Here is a 4,070-nt window from a genome sequence, read left to right as displayed (position 1 = left end):
GTGCCTGCTTTGTTTTGAGAAGTTCGCGGAGCCCACTTCTCAAAACAAAGCAGGCACCCCGGCCCTCGTCCGTACGTATTCTCCGCTGGGCGAGCCGTAGGCGCCGCGCACCGATGCGCTAAAGTGACGGCTTTAAATTGGTGCTATATTTAGCTCGAGTTGTTAAGTGTTAGTACGGGAGGCTGATATGGGGCTGTTCAAGAAGAAAAACCCGCAGGATGCCTTTGATCCCGATGTGTTTACCATCACGGATACGATTTTGGACCCGCCGCGGTTTACGTTTTTGCCGGCTATCTACCAGGATGCCACGCGTCGCAAGTGGGCCGTGCATCAGCGTGGTGCAGAGCCTAAGATTTTTGACTATGCGGACGTGTTGCAGTGCGAAGTAGCCGAGGCGGGCGATCCGGAGGCCGAGGAAGTGACTTCAAAACAGGAATTTGCCCAGCGTATCCTGGCAAATCCTGCCAAGGCGGCGAAAATAAACGCTGCCAAGCGTAATATGTGTCTTGGTATGGGCGTTGTTGTGGCGGTTCAGACGGGAAAAGACGAGGTTTCCAAATTAGAGATTCCCGTTATGACCGACGAAGTTAAACGCGATTCAAGTCTATATAAGTCGTATCGGAATGTCGCCGAGAAGATCAAGGCCGAATTTGATGCCATGGGAGGGCTGGCCTAATTTTGGCGGCATACGTTTCTGAATGAGGAGTCTGTGCAATGGCAGGCGAATCTTATGCAATTCCCCCCAAAGATCGTGCTGTTGAGGGAATTCTTTGGTATATCCAGCACCATCAGCTTGCCGGCGGGGATCGCCTGCCGGCCGAGCGCGTGCTGTGCGAAGAGATTGGCGTTTCGCGTACAGCGTTGCGTGCCGGTATCACGCGGCTCATCTCGTGTGGAACGCTCGAGAGCCGTCGCGGATCGGGTACGTATGTGTGTCCTCCCAAGCCGCTAAACATCTTTCAGGAAACGTATAACTTTTCCGATGCTGTGCGGACTGCCGGTCTGCACCCCTCTTCTCGTCTGGTTTCCACCGGGACCATCGAGGCGGATGAGGCGCTTGCCGACAAGCTTGGGGTGTCTGTAGGCGCTCCTTTGCTCCGCATGCAGCGCGTTCGACTTATTGAGGGCGAGCCGGCGTCAATCGAGACCGCTCACGTTAACCTGTCCCTGTGCCCATCGCTTACCGAGCACGATTTTGAGTGCGAGAGCCTTTACGATGTCTTGCTCAAAGAAGGCGGCGTGCGTGTTGAGCATGGACGTGAGCATATCTCTATCTCGCGTTTGAACGTCGAAGAGGCCGAGCTGCTCCAGCAAGAAGAGGGAACGCCGGTGTTCTATGAGAGCTCGATTGAATTTGATAAGGACATGCGTTTTGTGGAGCATTGCAAATCGGTGATTTTGCCCACAAAGTTTCGCTTTGCCGATAACGGCGAAGAGAACGGCATGAGGAGTGTGGCAGGTGAACAATGGCTGAAACAGTAGATGCCACCCCGGTTTATATGCGCATTCGACGCCGCATCGAGGAGCGTATCGAGCGCGGTACATATCCCACGGGTTCCATGATTCCGTCCGAAAAAGACCTCGCCGAGGAATTTGGTACGACACGCTTGACCATCCGAAGCGCTGTCGATGAGCTGGTTCGGCGCGGGCAGATTCGCCGTGTTCGGGGGAAAGGTGCCTTTGTGGCGCAGAAAGTACCTGCTTTTTTTGAACGCACGGGCGGTTTCCGTGAATCGGTCCGTGCTTCGGGCGGCGAGCCGTCCGTCCGTATTCTCGCACGTTCCAAGCGTTATGCGGGGCCATACTACGCTGACCTGTTTGGCATCGCCGAGGACGACCTGCTCTATTCCATTCGACGCCTGAACTGCATAAACGGTAGCCCCGTATCGATCGAGACGGCGCTGATTCCCTGCCTGCTGTTCCCAACCATCGAAGATATTGACGTGTCGGTCTTCAGCTTGTACGAGACCTATGAGATGCTGGGCCGAAAGCCAGTTATGGCACAGGAAAAGCTCGATATCGAAGCGCTGGGCGCACGAGATGCCGGCCTGCTTGGACTGGAGCAGGGTGATCTTGCCTTGACGCTGGAGTGCGTAAGCTTCGATGCGAGCGGCCAGGCGATCGAGTACGTCAAGTCGTTTAACCGCGGTGATGCGGGTGGATATACCTATACGTACTAGCTGGTTTTTTGCATAACGGGCTGAAAAGTTGACGGAATTTTGATTCGTTGAGCAGACCGTATATACAACCTTACATGGCTCAAAATCGACCGTTCGCCGATGGGGATAAATTAATCGACAAAGAGGTATCAAAAAGCCGTAACCTGTAACTGTGATTGGTATCAAATACTAATGCTTTGTTACGAGGTGAGACGATGAAGATGCTCGATTACGTTCAGCTTGCCCATGTGCGTATGGGGGAGAACCTCGAGCGTTCGTCTGAGCTGGTAGCGCAGCTCGTTGATATTTTCCAGTCCGGTTCTTTTGATGCACTGCGCATCGTTGCTTCGGGTTCGTCGCGCCATGCCGCCGATTGCGCCCGCGATTACCTGCAAGATGCGCTGCAGATGCAGGTGTCCGTTGTGACGCCCGAGGCCTTCGTCGATTTTGAACACACCTATCCGCAGCATGCGCTCAACATCGCCGTCTCGCAGAGCGGCTATTCGACCAATACGATTGCGGCGCTCGATTACATGCGTGCACACGATATGGCTGCAGTTGCGCTCACGGCAAACGTCGAGGCACCCATCAAGGAACACGCTGACATCGTTCTTGACTACGGTGTGGGTGTCGAGTCGGTGGACTTTGTGACTCTGGGCGTCGAGGTTCTCGTTGAGTACCTGGTGCTCTTTGGTATTTACGGCGGTCAGGCGCGCGGAACGATTGACGCCAAGGGCGTTGCTCAGCGTCTTGATGACCTGCGCGAGGCTATCCAGGCTAATGCCGTGATGTGCAAGTCCGCCGAGGCATATGTCCAAGATCACATGCTCGAGCTTTCTGAGCACATGCCCGCCATGGTCGTCGGCAACGGCCCCAACTATGGTGTTGCCGAGGAGGCAGCGCTCAAGCTGAGCGAGACCATCAAGATTCCTGCCATGCATCACGAAGGCGAGGAGTTCGTCCACGGTCCCGAGATGCAGATCGTTCCGGGCTATCTGGTGTTTATCGTCGACGATCCGCAGGGGTCGGAGCGTCTTGCGAATATCGCCGATGCGCTATCGAACGTTACGGCAAAAACGGTGCTGCTCACGGCCCATCCCAAGGGTAGGGCTCACGAGGTTGCGGTGCCTCAGGTGGCTCCGCTGCTCAGCGCAATTCCCAATCTTGTGTTCTTCCAGACGATTGCGGCCATGATCGCCGAGCGTCTGAAGTCATGGAACGTGCACCCGTATCTCGATGCCGTCTCCAAGCAAATGGAGGTCAAGGCAGAGGGCTACGAAGAGTCAGTCAATGCGCTTAAGGCCAAAGCGGCTGAGTGTTACGGAATGTAAGCGGGTTTTGATGCCCGTTGGCATGGGGGATGTGGAAACAACCCCAGAAAGGAGAGACAAATGAAGGAAACCGAGAAGATCGAGATCATGCATTTCGACCAGGAGGGCTATCTCGAGGACGGCAAGGCGCTCTACGAGACCGGCAAGAAGATGACCGCGCTCGCCGACAAGGTCGCCGACGAGGGCTACGACGCCGTGTTCCTGATGGGCGTCGGCGGCACCTGGGACGAGCTCATGCAACTTGAGTACCTCATGAACAAGTTCGGCGACCGCGACCTCGAGGTCTACCTGATCCACGCCGCCGAGTGGAACGTCTCCGGCCACAAGCGCATGACCGAGAAGTCCGTCGTGCTCACCGCCTCCGAGTCCGGCACCACCCCCGAGGTCCTCGAGGCCGTCAAGAAGATGAAGGGCATGGGCGTGCGCGTCTACGCCATGACCAAGCCCGAGGGCCCCATCGGCCAGGCTGTCGGCGCCGAGAACTGCGTCGCCATGGCTTCTGACCATGGTTCGGGCGGCTGCGAGAAGGGCTACTACCTCGCCGACTGCTTCGGCCTGCGCCTGCTCAACCGCCGCGGCT

Annotated in this window: 4 protein-coding genes and 1 pseudogene; all 5 read left to right on the top strand. The window is 56.4% G+C overall.

Annotated elements, in window-relative coordinates:
• Positions 1-187 precede the first annotated feature (187 nt).
• Positions 188-676 carry a hypothetical protein gene (locus tag DXD77_RS10020; protein WP_117648566.1) on the top strand — a complete coding sequence of 163 codons (489 nt, stop codon included), beginning with the start codon at positions 188-190 and terminating at the stop codon, positions 674-676.
• 38 nt (positions 677-714) lie between these two features.
• Complete coding sequence (locus DXD77_RS10015; protein ID WP_117648565.1) at positions 715-1,482, top strand: GntR family transcriptional regulator; 768 nt, start codon at positions 715-717, stop codon at positions 1,480-1,482.
• On the top strand, positions 1,467-2,180 hold the full coding sequence (locus DXD77_RS10010) for a GntR family transcriptional regulator (RefSeq protein ID WP_117648564.1): 714 nt from the start codon (positions 1,467-1,469) through the stop codon (positions 2,178-2,180). The genes DXD77_RS10015 and DXD77_RS10010 overlap by 16 nt, the downstream gene beginning before the upstream one ends.
• A 194-nt stretch (positions 2,181-2,374) precedes the next feature.
• Entirely contained in the window at positions 2,375-3,490 is a 1,116-nt protein-coding gene (locus DXD77_RS10005; protein WP_117648563.1) for an SIS domain-containing protein, read from the top strand.
• A 60-nt stretch (positions 3,491-3,550) separates the two neighbouring features.
• A pseudogene (locus DXD77_RS10000) lies at positions 3,551-4,070 on the top strand (SIS domain-containing protein); the annotation flags it as partial.

This window comes from Collinsella sp. TM09-10AT (assembly GCF_003436275.1).
Lineage (GTDB): Bacteria > Actinomycetota > Coriobacteriia > Coriobacteriales > Coriobacteriaceae > Collinsella.
This window is presented reverse-complemented; position numbering and strand designations above follow the sequence as displayed.

Coding starts and splice junctions, on each gene's coding strand:
- DXD77_RS10015 (WP_117648565.1), top strand. CDS start 715: ATGGCAGGCGAATCTTATGCAATTCCCCCCAAAGATCGTGCTGTTGAG.
- DXD77_RS10020 (WP_117648566.1), top strand. CDS start 188: ATGGGGCTGTTCAAGAAGAAAAACCCGCAGGATGCCTTTGATCCCGAT.
- DXD77_RS10010 (WP_117648564.1), top strand. CDS start 1,467: ATGGCTGAAACAGTAGATGCCACCCCGGTTTATATGCGCATTCGACGC.
- DXD77_RS10005 (WP_117648563.1), top strand. CDS start 2,375: ATGAAGATGCTCGATTACGTTCAGCTTGCCCATGTGCGTATGGGGGAG.